The sequence below is a fragment of the Corynebacterium sp. genome, from assembly GCF_030532965.1.
Classification (GTDB): Bacteria; Actinomycetota; Actinomycetes; order Mycobacteriales; family Mycobacteriaceae; genus Corynebacterium.
The window spans coordinates 1-15,425 of the sequence record NZ_JAUNKC010000020.1 but is presented as its reverse complement, the minus strand read 5'-3'; the positions used below and the strand labels follow the sequence as shown (position 1 = coordinate 15,425).

The 15,425-nt window shown below is 54.2% G+C and carries 10 protein-coding genes and 4 tRNA genes; 9 read left to right on the top strand and 5 right to left on the bottom strand.

Translation table 11 applies throughout. The annotated features are described in order from the left end of the window. Positions 1 to 78: 78 nt before the first annotated feature. From Q4D85_RS14515 to Q4D85_RS09585, 3 genes are all read left to right on the top strand, one after another. Entirely contained in the window at positions 79 to 471 is a 393-nt protein-coding gene (locus Q4D85_RS14515; RefSeq protein WP_368502291.1) for a DUF1156 domain-containing protein, read from the top strand. 179 nt (positions 472 to 650) lie between these two features. Next, entirely contained in the window at positions 651 to 2,837 is a 2,187-nt protein-coding gene (locus tag Q4D85_RS09590) for a DUF1156 domain-containing protein (RefSeq protein ID WP_368502290.1), read from the top strand. A gap of 18 nt (positions 2,838 to 2,855) precedes the next feature. Beyond that, on the top strand, positions 2,856 to 6,278 hold the full coding sequence (locus tag Q4D85_RS09585) for a Swt1 family HEPN domain-containing protein (protein ID WP_303199991.1): 3,423 nt from the start codon (positions 2,856 to 2,858) through the stop codon (positions 6,276 to 6,278). A 72-nt stretch (positions 6,279 to 6,350) separates the two neighbouring features. Here Q4D85_RS09585 and Q4D85_RS09580 read toward each other — a convergent pair whose 3' ends face one another. Continuing rightward, complete coding sequence (locus Q4D85_RS09580; RefSeq protein ID WP_303199990.1) at positions 6,351 to 7,169, bottom strand: DUF2335 domain-containing protein; 819 nt, start codon at positions 7,167 to 7,169, stop codon at positions 6,351 to 6,353. On the opposite strand from Q4D85_RS09580, the gene Q4D85_RS09575 reads away from it, so the two are divergent. The 3 genes from Q4D85_RS09575 to Q4D85_RS09565 all read left to right on the top strand — a co-directional run bounded on the left by Q4D85_RS09575 (position 7,146) and on the right by Q4D85_RS09565 (position 8,086). Beyond that, a complete protein-coding gene (locus tag Q4D85_RS09575) occupies positions 7,146 to 7,784 on the top strand; it encodes a DUF1345 domain-containing protein (protein WP_303199987.1) in 639 nt (212 codons plus the stop codon). The two genes, Q4D85_RS09580 and Q4D85_RS09575, sit on opposite strands and share 24 nt — an antisense overlap. A gap of 115 nt (positions 7,785 to 7,899) precedes the next feature. Next, positions 7,900 to 7,972: transfer RNA gene (locus Q4D85_RS09570), tRNA-Glu, on the top strand. 40 nt (positions 7,973 to 8,012) lie between these two features. Further along, positions 8,013 to 8,086 (top strand) — tRNA-Asp (locus tag Q4D85_RS09565). Positions 8,087 to 8,178: 92 nt separating this feature from the next. Here Q4D85_RS09565 and Q4D85_RS09560 read toward each other — a convergent pair. Together Q4D85_RS09560 and Q4D85_RS09555 are read right to left on the bottom strand one after the other, a co-directional pair. Continuing rightward, the gene (locus tag Q4D85_RS09560) at positions 8,179 to 9,903 is read right to left on the bottom strand and encodes an ABC transporter ATP-binding protein (protein ID WP_303199985.1); all 1,725 of its coding nucleotides are present in this window, start codon (positions 9,901 to 9,903) and stop codon (positions 8,179 to 8,181) included. Further along, on the bottom strand, positions 9,900 to 12,428 hold the full coding sequence (locus Q4D85_RS09555) for an ABC transporter ATP-binding protein/permease (RefSeq protein ID WP_303199984.1): 2,529 nt from the start codon (positions 12,426 to 12,428) through the stop codon (positions 9,900 to 9,902). Before Q4D85_RS09555 ends, Q4D85_RS09560 begins: the two co-directional genes overlap by 4 nt. Positions 12,429 to 12,739: 311 nt before the next feature. Here Q4D85_RS09555 and Q4D85_RS09550 point away from each other — a divergent pair. After that, a tRNA-Asp gene (locus Q4D85_RS09550) sits at positions 12,740 to 12,813 on the top strand. A 29-nt stretch (positions 12,814 to 12,842) separates the two neighbouring features. Continuing rightward, a tRNA-Phe gene (locus Q4D85_RS09545) sits at positions 12,843 to 12,907 on the top strand. Positions 12,908 to 12,952: 45 nt separating this feature from the next. On the opposite strand, the gene Q4D85_RS09540 is transcribed toward Q4D85_RS09545, so the two are convergent. After that, on the bottom strand, positions 12,953 to 13,822 hold the full coding sequence (locus Q4D85_RS09540; RefSeq protein ID WP_303199983.1) for a hypothetical protein: 870 nt from the start codon (positions 13,820 to 13,822) through the stop codon (positions 12,953 to 12,955). Next, entirely contained in the window at positions 13,822 to 14,748 is a 927-nt protein-coding gene (locus Q4D85_RS09535) for a hypothetical protein (protein ID WP_303199982.1), read from the bottom strand. The genes Q4D85_RS09540 and Q4D85_RS09535 overlap by 1 nt, the downstream gene beginning before the upstream one ends. 141 nt (positions 14,749 to 14,889) lie before the next feature. Here Q4D85_RS09535 and Q4D85_RS09530 point away from each other — a divergent pair, with 141 nt between their 5' ends. Next, positions 14,890 to 15,180, top strand: a complete 291-nt coding sequence (locus Q4D85_RS09530) for a GNAT family N-acetyltransferase (RefSeq protein ID WP_303200052.1) — start codon at positions 14,890 to 14,892, stop codon at positions 15,178 to 15,180. Positions 15,181 to 15,425: the final 245 nt, after the last annotated feature.

The window sequence follows — 15,425 nt, the reverse complement described above, 5'->3', positions numbered from 1 at the left end:
CTAGGCATTTTGTAAAAAATGTACACGCCATAAAAAGGCTACATACTCCTAGCGCAAGCCCAATCATAGAAAGTAACCATGAAGAAGAAACTGATCGAAACGTCTCTGCCCCTTGAAGCAATCAATGCGGCATCTGCGCGGGAGAAGTCCATTCGACATGGTCATCCTTCCACACTGCACCTTTATTGGTCTAGAAAACCGCTCGCAACCGCGCGGGCCGTGCTTTTTGCACAGCTTGTCGACGACCCCGCATCGCGCCCGGAAGAATTTCCCTCCCCGGAAGCGCAAGACGTGGAACGCGCACGGCTGCATAGCCTGATGGAAAAACTCATTGTGTGGGAAAATAGTAACGATGAAAACCTATTCGTCCAGGCGCGTGAGGAAATAAAAAAGAGCAATAACGGCACCATGCCCGCTGTTCTTGATCCATTCGCGGGGGGGGGTCGATTCCTCTCGAGGCTCAGCGCTTAGGGCTGGAAGCGCATGCTAGCGATCTGAACCCGCTGGCTGTTTTAATAAATAAAGCGCTCATCGAAATACCGCCAAAGTTTTCTGGTCAAGAACCTGTATTTCCTAAAACCGCTGGTGAACAAGCATCTTGGAATCGTGCCGAAGGATTAGCCGCTGATGTCCGCCATTATGGGGAGTGGATGCGTGACGAAGCGGAGAAACGAATCGGTCACCTTTACCCGAAAGTAAAAGCACCTGGCGGAACCGAACACACAGTCATCGCCTGGAAGTGGGCACGCACAGTTATAAGCCCCAACCCAGCCAACCCGATCGAAGTCCCACTCGTTAATTCTTGGTGGCTTAGTAAAAAGAAAGGCAAAGAAGCCTGGGTTCAAGCCACAGTCAAGGATGGACAAGTCCATTATGAAGTCCAACACAACGCTGATGGTCCTAAAGGCGATGAAGAATGGACAATTAAACATGGTAAAGGTGGAAAAGCTGTTGGAGATGGGACTCCATTTAACTATGACTACGTTCGCGAATGTGGCAATCGTGGAGAAATCGGTGCTCACTTAATTGGGATAGTTGCCGAAGGCAATCCGGGAAGACTGTATATTTCTCCGAACGAACAACATGTGGCAGCGGCAAAGGTAAATTATGGAGGCGATGAAATCGAAGGTGAAATTGCCTCAAATCCTCGTTGGTTTTCACCACCAGCTTATGGGTTAACAAAGTTTTCGGATTTATTCACTCCCCGCCAATTAACAGCTCTCACGACTTTAAGCGATCTTGTTTCAGAAGCCCGAGAACAAGTACTCAAAGACGCGCTCGCGGCGGGTCTACCCATTGGTCAACGCCTTGATGATGGCGGCACAGGTGCAGAAGCATATGCAGATGCAGTTGCTACCTATTTGGCATTAAGCGTGAGTCGATCTGCCGATTATAACGCATCGCTAGCGAGTTGGAATTCAGCCCGTGATGGATTACGTAATGTTTTTGCGCGACAGGCTATTCCGATGGTGTGGGACTTCGCAGAGGCGAATCCTTTTTCAGATTCTTCTGGTAATTTCTTTGGACAAATCGAATGGGTGAGCAAAGCTATCGCTAAAACACCTGCTGTGGCAATAGGCGAAGCAAAACAAATAAGTGCAACTGAACGCACATATGGTCAGTTGGTAATTTCAACTGATCCGCCGTATTACGACAACATTGGGTATTCGGATCTCTCCGATTACTTTTACGTGTGGCTACGGAAGAGTCTTTCGGAGATTCAACCTGCAACCGTAGGGACAATGCTGACACCGAAAGCGGATGAATTGGTGGCTAATCCGTATCGACATAATGGAAAAGCGGGTGCGGAAAAGTTCTTCGTTGAGGGATTCAACACGGTATTTCATCGGATTCGTGAAGACGATGTGAATTCATCTGTGCCAATGACTGTGTATTACGCCTATAAACAGCAAGATACTGGAAAAGACGGAACAGCTTCGACTGGTTGGCACACATTATTAGAAGGTTTGATTCACGCTGGGTGGGAAATTACAGCTACGTGGCCTGTTCGGAGTGAACGTGGTGGTCGAATGCTGAGCGTGGGAACGAATGCCTTAGCATCTTCCATTCTGCTGGCTTGCCGTCCCCGCTCAGAAGATGCGCGGACGATTACGCGCCGGGATTTTGTGCGGTTACTGAAGTCAGAATTACCGGAATCACTGCGTACGTTGATGCAAGGTGCGATTGCGCCGGTGGATTTGGCGCAGGCGGCTATTGGCCCTGGTATTTCGGTGTTCTCACGGTTTGCGCGGGTGCGGGAAGCAAATGGTGCGGATATGAGCGTGAAAGATGCGTTGCAACTGATCAACGCAACACTGGATGAAGTCTTGGGCGAGCAAGAATCCGATTTCGACTCTGATACCCGATTTGCGGTGAAATGGTACCGGCAGTACGGCTGGGAATCAGACAGCGCCGGTATCGCTGACCAATTAGCGCGTAGTTCTGATACCTCTATTGGGGCATTGGAACGCGGCGGTATTTTTGAAGCTAAGGGTGGAAAAGCCCGATTGTTATCGCCAACCCAACTTGAAGGCGAATGGGACCCGTTAACGGATGACCATGTGAGCGTGTGGGAAGCTACCGTTCGATTGGCAGCGGTGCTAGACAAAATTGGTGCAGATAAAGTCGCGGAACTTTTGCCTTCGGTACAGGACAAAGTGAGTCTTGAGGTGGTCAAAGAATTGGGCTTCTTGCTGTTCCATGAGGCGGAGAAGAAAAAAGACACCGAAGACGCGGTCTTGTTTAACGGACTGGTCAGTTCCTGGGGTGAACTGAACGAACAAGCCCGCGAGTATGCAAGTCGACCACGAGTGGAACAACAAGCTTTCGAGTTTTAAAACGGGTAGGAGGAATAAGTGGCAATCAGTAACCGGGATCGGGTAGGGCAAGCGCTAGATCTTCTGGCAGAGGGCTTGTTTGATGTCGTCGATGAGGTAATGACGCGGGTATTTCAGTCCAATTCGTGGACTGACAAATGGGCGGAAAAAGATGCTTTAAAATACGGTAGTTCGAAACGGACTATTAGTAAAAGCGATGTTCAAGTACAGCTTCGGGCACTGACTGAATATGGTCGGGAGTTTAAAGAAGTACTGTCACGGGCACAACAAGGTTTCGCTTCTGAATTGCGAGAAACGCGGAACCTATGGGCACATAACGAACCCTTTAGCTCAGACGATGCTTTCCGCGCGCTCGATACGATTGCAAGATTGCTGCAAGCAGTCGACTCGGTAGATTCGGCGAAAGATGTGTTAAAGCTGCGTGATGATCTTCAGCGCAACGTGTACGAGGATCGCGCTCGGCACCAAGCAAAACGTGCGAACGTCGTAAAGCTAGAACCTGGTGCGGGATTAAAACCTTGGCGGGAAGTTATCGAACCCCATGACGACGTCGCGCGAGGCGAGTTTACCGCTTCCGAGTTTGCAGCCGACTTGCATCTGGTGCATACGAAACAGGCGCTAAGCCCTGAATACGGCGATCCAGTCGAATTTTTCAGCAGAACGTACTTGACCGAGGGTTTGCGGGATTTATTAAGCCGGGCGCTACGGAGGCTGAACGGTGACGCGAACGCTAGCCCAGTGGTGAACTTGCAAACCAATTTTGGTGGCGGAAAAACCCACTCGATGCTGGCTCTCTATCACTTATTCAGTGGTGTGCCAGCGCAACGTTTTCCGCAAGAAGTCCAAGAGCTGGTCCACGTCAGCGGAGTTACAGAGTTGGAAAAGCTCGGCGTGCGCCGCGCCGCGCTGGTTGGAACCTACCTTCAAGCCGGTTCCCCCAGCATTAAAGAAGATGGCACGGAAGTACGCACCATGTGGGGCGAATTAGCCTGGCAGCTGGGCGGCCGTGCCGGGTACGAAATTGTTGCCGAAGCAGATAAAACGGGCACGAACCCTGGTGAGGCGCTGCATACGCTGCTGAGCACTTATGGGCCCGCCTTGATCCTTGTCGATGAATGGGTCGCTTACGCACGGCAACTTATTTCTGACAAGGAGCTACCAGCGGGGTCATTTGATACCCAATTTACGTTCGCACAATCACTAACTGAAATGGTCAGTTCAATTCCGGGCACCATGCTGGTGGTGTCTATTCCCGCATCAGACGGTTCGGCACAAGCAGGAACTGATATTGAAATTGGTGGCGAAAAAGGCCAACGGGCACTGGAACGTTTGCAAAACGTCATTCGACGCGTGGCGGATCAATGGCGCCCTTCAACCCGCGACGAATCCTTTGAAATTGTGCGCCGCAGGCTATTTAAAACTCCTGATGCTGAGAGTTTGGCTATGATCGCTGCAGTCTCACGCAGTTTTGTTACTATGTATCGGGAAAACTTGTCCGCGTTTCCACGTGATGCGGTTACCGCATCGAATGAATATGAAACTCGTATTCGCGCATCCTACCCGCTTCACCCAGAACTATTAGATCGGTTGTATGAAGACTGGTCTACTTTAGAGCGCTTCCAACGCACCCGGGGCGTGCTCAAGCTGGTTTCATCCATCATTCACGAATTATGGGCATCAAATGATACGTCGCCGCTCATTCTACCTGGCAACGTGCCGTTATCAGCTTCATCCGTAAATACTGACCTTACGCAGTACTTAGAAGATGCATGGAAGCCAATCATTGACTCTGACATTGACGGTCCTGATTGCACAGCGAGTCGGATTGATAAAGAAAAACCTGCCTTAGGTAAACGCCATATCACACAACGGATAGCGCGCACGATCTTCGTTGGTGCCGCACCACGGAACAATACCAACCGTAAAGGCTTAGATAAGCAGTATCTCTGGTTGGGAACCGCCATTCCTGGTGATGCCTTGGGCAATTTCAGCAGTGCGATCGAAAATCTTTCGCAACGATCCACCTACTTCTATGAGGAACAAGGACATTATTGGTTTGATACTCAACCTTCCGTGTCCAAAACCGCTCGGGATCATGCTGAACGGCTTCGGGAAGAACCTGAGGCCGTGTGGAACGAAATCATTCGGCGACTACAGTCGGAAGATAGTAATCGTGGAGTATTCGATCGCGTCCATATTGCGCCACTTAATAGTGGTGAAATTCCCGACTTTGAGGAAACCCGCCTGGTTATCATGCATCCCAAATTTACCTGGGGTAAAACTACTAGCGCTGGGAGTACCGCCTATGATTGGGTATATTCGGCTATCGAAAACAAAGGCGGGAGCCAACGAGTACACCGCAATGCTCTGATTTTTCTATCCGTAGATGACGCTGAACTAAGTGGGCTGGAAGCAGCAGCTCGTAGCTATCTAGGGTGGAAAGTTGTACATGATGGTGCTGAAGAGCTCAACCTCACAGCTCAGCAACGTCGCCAAGCTGAAGGCTGGGTAAAGAAATGTGATCAAACCGTTGGTGACCGCATTCGTAGCGCGTACACACGAGTGTTAATTCCGGAGCAGTTTGATCCTGCTTCAACATTTGAAATCGATTGCGAAAAAATCGCCGATTCTGGAAGCGGGACACTTGCCGTTCGGGTGAGTGACAAACTCAAACGCGACGACATCATAGTGTCTGTTTTTGCTCCAGACATTCTTGCGATGAACCTGCATGCTGCGCTGGGCAAGTGGTGGGCTAATCAGGATCACGTTTATGTGGGTGAACTCTGGAAATACTTCACCAGGTATATCTATTTGCCGCGTCTTGTGCGAAGGGCAGTATTGGATGAAACAATCCAGCAGGCAGCGACCGCAATTATGGCGTCCCATGAACGCTTTGCGCTCGCAAGTGGCTATGACGAGGAAACGGGGAGATACCGTGGCCTGATAGTCCCGCCAACTAGTGATGCACAACTACTAGACGTGACTGATAGCACCCTCATTGTGAAATGGGAGAAAGCGGTAGCCCAACAAGAGGAAGATCGAATCGCGCGGGAAAAAGAAACTCTGTTAACCGCGAGTCTGAATGCTGATGTATTGACTGGGGCGGAGACCGATAGCGAAAAAGTTGGTGTTATTCCGCCAGTCCTAGGTGGCGGTGAGGTTTCGATAGCGTCCGACAGTTCGCAGGTTGAAGCTGTAATTCGGGACACGATTGTTCGTTACTTTGGATCGGTGAAGATCGATCCAGAACGGTACAGCCGCGACTTGGGCCAAATAACCCGAGAAATAATCGACAGGTTGGTGGGTGCTGGCGCGAAACTCACAATCAGTCTTGACATTCAGGCGGAAAAACCGGAAGGTTTCAACGAAGCTGAAATACGCACGATCAAGGAAAACTCCAACGCACTCAAATTTGAAAATTCAGGATTTGAGAAGGGATAATTTGTGTGTGATCGGGGATTGAGACTGCGCTCAATCCCCGTACGATAACCCAGCTAGCAGTGCTTTTTCGCCTTATTTTTCAGCATCTTCATTGCTTGCAGGCATCCAGTCTGTACCCAATTTGGGGATTAAAATAGCCCCGATAAAACTCAAGGCACTAAAGATACTCATTAGAGCGCTCATCCAGTTGTAGGAAGCCTGCGTTTTTCCAAAAAGGTGGACAACAACAGCGCAAATTAAGAACGCAATGGCAACTGCGAATGAGATCCATTGTCCCCTTGCTATTGAACGCCCTTTAGCGCGAATCGAATCTGCTAAAGCGTTGTTTACTTCAGCATTTGAACATGTTGCATAGTTGGCGGCTTCCGAAGATTTTTCTGCCATTCGTACAATTCTGTCCGCGAGTCCTTCTTGAATTGCTTCATATTCTTTAAGCTCGCGGGGATCTGGAATAGGTCCGACTCGAGTTACCCTCATCATCTGGTGTACCTGTTCCGGGGATTGATCGAGTAATTCTGCTTCTAATACTTCGTCACTCTGTAACTGTCCATTGCTTCCCGAATAGCCTTTCCGGTTCGCTGCCAACCCTTCTCCACGTTCTCCATCGGATCGTGAATTCGGGCTGTCCGAATTACCCGACCGTCGCGTGAGTGCGCGATCACCTGACTCTTTCGGTTCGTCCGGGGTGTTACTGGAATTGTCATCAAACACTCCGCATCCGCTTTTTATAGCTTGAAAAACTGCGATTTTATCACGCTCATTTTTCCAGATCGAACTGCGTGATACAACAGTGATGACAGTTTTTCCTGTCTCGTGCCCCATCAAAAACCCTTGAACCCGCCCCCGCTTCATGCCACAGTGAAATGCATGGAAACAATCTTTCGCAATCATTTTTGGTGGATAAAACTCGTTGTCGAGACGATTATTATCATCTCAAGCATTTCCTACTTGATTGTTGACGAATTTGCGGTCTTGGTTGGCTGGGAACTGCTCGCGGCCGTCTACGTGGTTCTGGTTTTTGTTGCGGCCTGGGGTGGAATTGAAGCCCCGGATGTGCTTCCAGTAGATCGAAAGCGAATCTTGCGGATGTCCTCGTGGTTTACGCAGCTTGCGAGCCTTACGGGTATTAACTCAGCGGTTATAGCGCTGATTGCCAAGCAGGAGGTTCATGCTGATTCCTCGGTGGATGCAATGGTTGCAGCTATTGGGGTGGTGCTTTCCTGGATGTTGATGCAGATTGGGTTCGCCCAGATTTATGAAATGATTGATGCGTCCGAGAAACGTGGAGTGTTTCAGTTTCCCGGTGATGACGATGTGCGCCGGGCGGAACTAATGGACTATCTGTATTTCGCCTTCACCATTGGTTCGTCTTTTGCCACATCGGATCCGACGGTGGTGCGGCCGTCGGGTAGGCGGGTGGTGTTGCTGCATAGCATCGTGGCGTTTTTCTATAACGCGATTGTTGTGGCGGTGGCGATCCAGGTGTTGCAGGGGCTTATTAAATAAGGTGGTTTTGGTGGGTTTAACTGCGGTTTTGCCAAAGTGTTGTGTCTGAAGTATAGTTTTCTTCCAGCTGCTTAGGAAAGCACTGGGGTAAAACTTGGTGCGGCACTATCTGCTTGCTCCCATCGTCTAGGGGCCTAGGACTCCGCCCTTTCACGGCGGCAACACGGGTTCGAATCCCGTTGGGAGTACTAACACCCTTATTTAATAAGGGTGTTTTTAAATGAATATGGCCCTGTGGCGCAGTTGGTTAGCGCGCCGCCCTGTCACGGCGGAGGTCGCGGGTTCGAGCCCCGTCAGGGTCGCATTTTCACACGTGTGGGGTGAGAAGAATGAAAGTTCTTCTCACCCCACACGTGGTTTTTCGGTGTGGACAATGCTGGGCAGGGGAGTGCGGCTAAGAGTGAACTTGCCACTTTTCGACGGCCCGCCACCGGGCCCACAGATCGGCGAATACGCCACGCCGGGCGAGTAATTCATCGGCTGAACCGTGCTCCGCGACCGTGGCATCGTCAAGTACCACCACTGTGTCTGCTAGCCGGATCATTGCGGGGCGGTGGGTCACTGCGATGATGGTGCGTTTGCCCCGGAGCGCCCCTAATGCATCCACGGCTGAACGTTCGGTAATGGCGTCAAGCGCCGAGGTGGCCTCGTCGACAAGCAATAACCCGGCGGGTTTGGCCAAGGCGCGGGCGAGCCCGACTCGCTGACGTTCGCCGCCGGATAGGGTGCCGCCGCCCTCACCGATGCGGGAATCCCAGCCATCCGGAAGCCCCGCCAGCACCTCGTTGAGCTGTGCTTGTTTCGCGATGCTGGCAAGAAGCGGTGCCTCATCGGGACCGGAACTAGGCATAACATTGTCGCGCAGTGTGCCCGGCCGCAGGTCCGTGGTTTGGAACATCATGGAAGTGCCCGCACGCCGCTGGGCCGCCGGGGTTGGAACGTCGTTCCACCGGACCTCGCCGACGGTGGGTTCGCGCAGGCCGGCGAGGATGTCTAAGAGGGTGGACTTGCCGGAGCCGGAGCCGCCCACGATCACCGTGAAGCTGCCAGCGGGCACTGTTAGATCCACCTCGTCAAGGGCGCGAGTGCCGTCCGGATAGCTAAAACTTACCCCGTTAACGCCGACGGCGGGTGGCTCGTCATTGTTGGTTGTCGGTGGTTTTTGGGATCCGTCGCGCGCGTTTCGTTGCTCCACCAGTGTTCGTACTTCGCCAAGACGCCTGCTTATCGACGCCATAGGCGTGGCCAGTAGCGACAAGGAGCCGACGGTTTCGACGACGCGAAGCAAAACAACAACCATTGCGGCGGCTGCAGCGCCACTAAGTGCCCCGTTGAGATAAAGCCAGCCGGTAACTCCGCCGAATCCCAAGAGGATCAACTGCAAGGCGATACTAAAGAGCGTATCGCCAGGAATTTGCCACATAAGCAGTTGAAGCCCGCGCTTGCGGGACGTGCGAAGAACGTTATCGAGGGCACTACCAGCAACGCCGGTGGAGCGCAGCGTCGGCTGAGCCCATGCAAAGTCAAGGGCGTGATCGTCAAGCTCCCGGGAAGAATCGGCATAAGCGCGATCTGCCCGGCCGATGGCACGTCTGCTGAGAACAAACGCGGTGGCAAGCAACAGGCCACCGAGCACGGCCACCGCCGCCAGCTGCCAAGCAACAGTCAGCAGCATAAGACTCAGTAGCGGAACGAAGACAAGCGAATGCACAATCGGAGCAATCAACAACACCACCGCGGAAACGGACTCGCTGCCGCCTGTGGACACCAAGTCGCGTATCTTCGACGCGCGGGTACCATGCAAGTCACTTGGGTCAAGATGCCGAATGGCATCCACACCCGCATCTTCTATCTCCTGCATGATCATCAACCCCAGCCGCAGACCCGCCCGCATAGCTAGGCCATCAATGACCCACACGGCAGCGACGACAACCACCTGCACGGAAAGCCACGGCCAAGCGGAAGCCGGACTGGAGCTGAATAGCGCAGAAAGAACAGGAACGAGCATCATGACAGCAGCCGCCTGTAGCGCAGCTGACAGAAGCGTCAGGCCGATAAAAACCTTCCGGTAGCGGCTTCCAGCGGTGCTGGTGATTACGGTGAAATCTTTAAGCATCATTGGAGAGCCTTCCGGGCATTATCAGTCAAAGTGGCGTACAAACCGCCCCGTTTCCGCAGGGCACTATCCGTGCCTTGTTCGACGACACGACCTTTGTCAAGAACGACAATCGTGTCCGCATCCGCGATGGTATGCAGTCGATGCGCGATGATTAGCACAGTGCGGCCCTCAAGAAGTCGATTAAGCCCCTGGCGGATTGCCCACTCCGAGTCCGGATCAGCCGCAGCGGTGGCCTCATCCAAAATCACCGCGCGAGGATTCCCCAATAGCGCCCGGGCGATAGCGATGCGCTGCCGCTGACCACCAGAAAGACTGTCCCGATCCACCAGAGTGTCATAGCCTGCGGGTAAGCGCCGGATAACCTGATCGACAAAGGCAGCCTCAGCGGCCGCTACCACCTGCGCACGAGTTGCATGAGGATATCCCAAAGCGATGTTGTCGTGAATGGTGCCACGGATAAGCTGAACATCTTGAAGCACGGCCGCAATGTGACTGTGTAACTGTGTCTCCGAAATGCCTGTGAGGTCAGTGCCGTCTAAGGTGATGGTGCCGGAATCCGGGTCCCAAAACCTCGCCACCAATGCCGCGACCGTGGACTTACCGGCCCCCGAGGGGCCCACAATCGCGGTGACTTTGCCAGGCGGCACCGCAAGACTGATGTGCTCTAAAATCGGCTGCCCAGGAGTGTAGCCGAAGGTGACGTCGTGAAGCCGGATGTCAGCAGGCCCGGTGTGATGGGGGATCGAAGGCGCGCCGGGTGGCGGCGTAGCGAGCTCCGGGGAAGCGAGCATTAACTCCAGTGCGGTTTTGGCAGTCATTCCAGCCTGTAACCCGTTCGCGGCGTAGGAAATTGAGAGGAGCCGATTGCCAAAGCTTGTGCCAAGCACAAGGAACGGTAGCAGGTCAGCCGCAGGCATCAGCCCGGTGGTAATCAACGCGGTTCCGGCAACACTGAGCAACACCATCACCGTGAGTGGGCGATTAAGTTGTATGCTTGCGGATTTAGCGTTGATGGTTTCCAATTGCCACGCGGTGAGGAATGCACGCAGCTCGGACAGCCGACGGGGCAGATTGATGGTGGCATCGTCGCCGAAGATACGTGCTGCGGGTTGTCCAGAGATGAACCGCTCTGCGTCACCCGAGAGCGTGGCGTTGTATTGCAGCATCTGGCGCATTCGTGGCTTGTCTGCGGTTGCCATCCGTAGCATTACGACGATGTAGATAATCACTGGTATCAGCAGCACGAAGCCGAGTCGCCAATCGACGGCGAACAGGTAAATGATGATGGCCAGCGGAGTCACCGCCGCCGCAACCAGATCCGGTACAGCGTGCGTGACCAGGTAGTGCAGGGCGGTGATGTCGTCCTGGACGAGCTTCTTCACCTCAGCGGTGCGCCGCCGTCGGAACCACCCCAACGGCACCCGCGTTAGTTTTCGCAACACCCGCTCCCGTAACGCAGCGCTGAAACGTACGTCGTAAAGATGCAATAGCAAAAGCATCAACGCGGTTCCCGCAGCGCCAGAAAGCATAATGATCGTTCCAGTTACGCCGAGGGAGACCAAAACGTCACGGTCGGCGCTAGTAAGCAACCGACGCGCAAGCTCCGCGAACAGAATCAGCGGGGCGACTTCCAGTAGCGACAACAAGCCCTGCGCGATACCGCTGGCGATGAGGACAGTTCGGGCTGGCCGCAGAATAGAAGTGGTGGGTTCTGCCTTTTCGACGGTTGAGCCAGGCCGTGCCTCCTGGTCTGTGGATTGTTCCGCGGTGGTTTCCACCTCGACTTTTTTACCCATCGCTTTACCGCGCACCCAGTAGGCTTGGGCATGCATGGTTCCCTTGTTCTGGCCATGGTCGATCTGAAGGGCCTGCCGCACCAACCGGGTCGCTACGGTTTCTGCGGCAACCCACGTGCGCCAACCGTGGTAATCATCGCCACTGAGCTCGTTAACCAACGTGCGGGAATCTCCACTGGTTGGAACCCACGTAACGCTGAGATCCGGGTGTTCGGGGAAGGGGAGTTCGTTATCGGCTTCATGATGCTGTTCCATGATCACCTTGATCGGGACACCGGTGGGAAGCGATGCGACGATAGAGCGAATTCCCGGCCAAGAAGCCGCGTCGCCAACCAATAGATACCCAGCCGGAGGCGGGTCAGATGGGCTAAAGCCCTCGCTACCGTAGCGTTGAAACACCACCACATCGCCTGGTTGTGCCTTCACCGCCCAGGTAGAGGCGGGCCCGGCAGGCTCATGGATCAGGAATGCGATGGAAAAGGTGCCAGTCGCTGAATCAGAGTCGAGGAAGGTGTATCCACGCTGGTGGAGCGTGCTTTTGCCATCAGGATCCGGAAACCAGCCGCGTACCCAGGAGCTGGGGGACTCGCCTGCCGGATCAAGTAGATCTGCGGAGTGGAAATCAACCCGTACCACATGCGGGGTAATCCATGACGAGCCAGTGACGGTTGCCAGATGTTCCTTGGCACCAAGGGCGCGGAGTACTGCTCCTTGAATTCCTTTACTCATGGCGAGCCTCCTCTTGTTTCGTCAAAGTTTAGGGTAGGCGACCCTTAATTACAATGCTTTTAGGCTGGATTGCTGTGCCGGAACGCTTCCGAACCAATGCGGCCAATACAACGAAAGCGCGTATCCTTTTTAATCGGTTTGAAAAGAGTGGCGGTCTCCGTACTCCGCCTCGGCTGAGGGGTGTGGAATTCGCGTGGTATTTCACTAATTTGAACAGTGGCTAGATTGCCTTTTACCTGCGGATTTGATTAGTCTTGATGATGCTGTGTATTGTTATCAAACGTTGAAGGGAAACCTTCTTTCACAATTTTGGCCCTGTGGCGCAGTTGGTTAGCGCGCCGCCCTGTCACGGCGGAGGTCGCGGGTTCGAGCCCCGTCAGGGTCGCTGAGTGTGTTGTAGCACTCTGGCCAGATAGCTCAGTCGGTAGAGCGTCCGCCTGAAAAGTGGAAGGTCACCAGTTCGATCCTGGTCCGTGCCACACTTTTAACACCCCAACATCATCACTGGTGTTGGGGTGTTAGTCTTAGTTATCCCAGAATTCCACCCGGCTGGCCAGCAGGTTTAGTATTTGGTCGAATTCGTAACGCCACCGATCCAGTGTCGCCGCATGAGCGTGTGCTTTCGGCCATTCTGTTTCAGCGCGCCGGGAAATCTCGGCGCGGAACTCGTCAAGGCCGCCGTCCCAATCGCCATAGTGAATCCGGTGCCCGGTGCGGCACCGATAGGCGGTGATGGTTTCGCCGGAGGCCGCCGCCACGACCATGCTGAGCACGTCTTCCGGGGCGGTGATATGCGCGGTGGTTGCGATTGTGGGCCCGCCGCAAACGATGATGGAACCGGACATGGTTGCGTTACCGCCGACGGTGGGGGCGTCGAAAAGCGATACCTGCCCGGAAATCGTGGCGCTACCGCCCACGACACTTGCCCCGCGTAAGCAGGCGTAACCACCCACCTGGCAGTCGTCGGTGGCATGTGCGGAATCGGTGAGCACGGCGGTTTCGCACACCTTCGCATTGCCGGAGACACAAGAATCCACAAGCAGTTCGGCGTTGCCGCATAGCTGGGCAGCGCCGGAGATCGAGGTTTGGTCGAACATCCGCGCGCTTCCGAAAACCCGGGCGTTCCCGCCGACCTGCGCTAAACCGCAGATATTGGCGGAGCCGAAGACCTCAGCGGTACCCGATACGCGCGCTTCGTCGGTGACCCAGGCATTGCCGTACACCTTTGCTTCCTCCGCAACCCATGCCGCGCCAGTGAGGTTTTGCGGTGATTCCACCCAGCCTCCGAGCTCGCCGCGCCGGATGTGGCCAGCTATGTCGGTGGTGGCGCGGATGCGATGGAGCACCCTTGCACCTAGTTGCAAGGTTTCGTCGGTGAGCTCGAAATACGCCACTATTCTTCGTCCCAGCTGGCAATAAGTTTTTCGATAGCGTCGCATTCCGCAGCCCAGCCCAGCTCCGCCCCGGTTGCCGCGCGTAACTGCGGCAACGTTCCCGCCCACAAGTCGTGTCGAATGTGGTGGCCGTTCGCGGTGCGATACGTGGTCACCCACGGCCCCGCGTCGACCCGCGCGACCCGAACATGATGTGGCCCGGAAATACGCGCATCGCCTGCGATCACGGCGGCTACCGGTATGCTCACATGCCCCGATACCAGCGCTTTTCCGCCGATAGGCATGCGGGTGTCCACCTCGGCGTAGCCGAACACTTCCGCTTCATCGCGCACACCGCCGCAATTGGTTATCACGACATGCCCGAACACCCGCGCGTTGTTGCAAATCCGCGCGGAGCCGGAGACGCTGACGAAGTCGAAAACCTCAGCGTTGTCGTATACTTCTGCCTGCTTTTCGACGCTCGCATGTCCGTACACCTTAGCGGAACCGTACACGCACGCTTGCCCGGCGACCTGCGCGAAGCCATGAACAATGGCGTCGTCGTACACCTTTGCGTTGTCCGTGATTTCCGAATGCCCATATACCTGGGCATTCCCATACACCATGCCGTCGCACACGTGCCCGAAATCAAAAACCTTCGCGTGCCCGGATACCTGGGCGGTTCCGCTTACCTGCGCGTGCCCGTTCACTTCGGCGTGACCGAATACCAAGGCGGTACCTGTGGCATTACCAAACCCGTAGACCTTCGCCTCGTCATAAATCCAGGCGTTTTCCGAAAGATTGTCTTCCGATTCCACCCAACCCCCAAGATCACCGGCTCTAACAACGCGATGTTTATGCGGTAGATCCCGGGTTGCCCGAATCCGGCGCAGAGTCACCCCATCAACCAGCAAAGTTTCATCGGTGAGTTCGAAGTGTTTGGTCATAAGCTTATAAACCCTCATTGTTCGTTACGGGCCTAAACCCCGCCGAGATATACCCATCCAATAATAGTGACCACCTAAGCAAAACCCAGCATGACGATCCAACAGGTACCCTGGTGGGAAAATACAAACTTAAGGAGAAACATCGTGTCCACGACCCCTACAATCACGCACGAACCAGAAAACAACCGCTTCGTCATCACCATCGACGGGAAAACTGCAGGCTTCGCCGCTTATGATCCGCAGCCAGGCAACCGCGACTTCAACCACACAGTGATTAAAGAAAACTTCCGCGGCCAGGGTCTTTCCAGCCCGCTCATTAAAGCGGCGCTAGACGATACCCGCGCCGAGGGACTTACAATCACTCCAACTTGCTCCGCCGTTGAGCACTTCGTGAATAAGCACGCGGAGTACCAAGACCTGGTTGCTGGCTAATTGAAGTAGTCTACCGAAACAATGCGGGGCTGCCCTTCGCCGCAACACTCCCTTCCCAGGGCACTTCCCGATAAGACAGCACATCAACAGTGAGGAAGATTTTCTCGCTGTAGTCGGAGAATATAAACACCGCTCGCTTCCCGACGGCCCAAAAGATGAGTTACTTAAGTACCTGAATACTGTGTCTTTAGCCTTTTCTAACCCGTCGGTTATGCTGCTTTGGTTGTGTGGTTGGTGAGGATTCT

Bases quoted from the DNA above. Each gene is read 5' to 3' on its own strand.
- Q4D85_RS14515 (WP_368502291.1), top strand. From the start codon at position 79: ATGAAGAAGAAACTGATCGAAACGTCTCTGCCCCTTGAAGCAATCAAT.
- Q4D85_RS09590 (WP_368502290.1), top strand. From the start codon at position 651: ATGCGTGACGAAGCGGAGAAACGAATCGGTCACCTTTACCCGAAAGTA.
- Q4D85_RS09575 (WP_303199987.1), top strand. From the start codon at position 7,146: ATGGAAACAATCTTTCGCAATCATTTTTGGTGGATAAAACTCGTTGTC.
- Q4D85_RS09580 (WP_303199990.1), bottom strand. From the start codon at position 7,169: ATGATTGCGAAAGATTGTTTCCATGCATTTCACTGTGGCATGAAGCGG.
- Q4D85_RS09560 (WP_303199985.1), bottom strand. From the start codon at position 9,903: ATGATGCTTAAAGATTTCACCGTAATCACCAGCACCGCTGGAAGCCGC.
- Q4D85_RS09555 (WP_303199984.1), bottom strand. From the start codon at position 12,428: ATGAGTAAAGGAATTCAAGGAGCAGTACTCCGCGCCCTTGGTGCCAAG.
- Q4D85_RS09535 (WP_303199982.1), bottom strand. From the start codon at position 14,748: ATGACCAAACACTTCGAACTCACCGATGAAACTTTGCTGGTTGATGGG.